Source organism: Mesorhizobium sp. M7A.T.Ca.US.000.02.2.1, from assembly GCF_003996995.1.
Classification (GTDB): Bacteria; Pseudomonadota; Alphaproteobacteria; order Rhizobiales; family Rhizobiaceae; genus Mesorhizobium.
Window position 1 is genome coordinate 1 of record NZ_RZTT01000903.1, and the last position, 504, is coordinate 504.

The following is a 504-nucleotide window of genomic DNA, read 5'->3' on the forward strand; positions in this document are numbered from 1 at the left end:
GATATTCCCTATCCGAATACGCGATCGCGTTGTTGTAGCAGACGCCGCCGCCACTGCCGAAACAAGGCGCTACCGGCCACGCGGGAAAACCGGATGAAAGAGGAGCCGCCATGCTTACGAAAGACGGCAGGCTGGAAGGCTGATCTGCAGCGGGCTGGCTCTGGCCGTAAGCCGAGCTCCACACGCCAATGAGGCCTGTCACCGCTGCGATGGTGACCACGCTCGCGCCGGAAATCAGGGAACGCTTGTAGGTTGCATGTCTTGGGTTCACGTCGATTCCTTTCAACGCCAAGTTGTGCCCATAGGGCGCGTTTGAGGGATCGCTGCCACAACGTCCTGTCGTGGCAGCGTCCGGTCTTGCTGTTTCTGTGAGGATTACCGGGCGCGGATTTCCGAGCCCGGCTCAGGTGCCGTTAGCGCAGCTGCTGCTGCACCTCCGTCTGACCGGGCTTGGTCGACCCGCCGCCGCCGACGCCACCACCACCGCCCGCAGCGGCGCAGTCC

The 504-nt window shown here is 63.5% G+C and carries 1 protein-coding gene; it reads right to left on the reverse strand.

The genetic code is table 11. The features are described from left to right. Positions 1-271, reverse strand: a 271-nt coding sequence (locus EOD15_RS36430) for a hypothetical protein (protein ID WP_210212229.1), incomplete at its 3' end; no start/stop codon positions are given. Between the last annotated feature and the right edge of the window lie 233 nt (positions 272-504).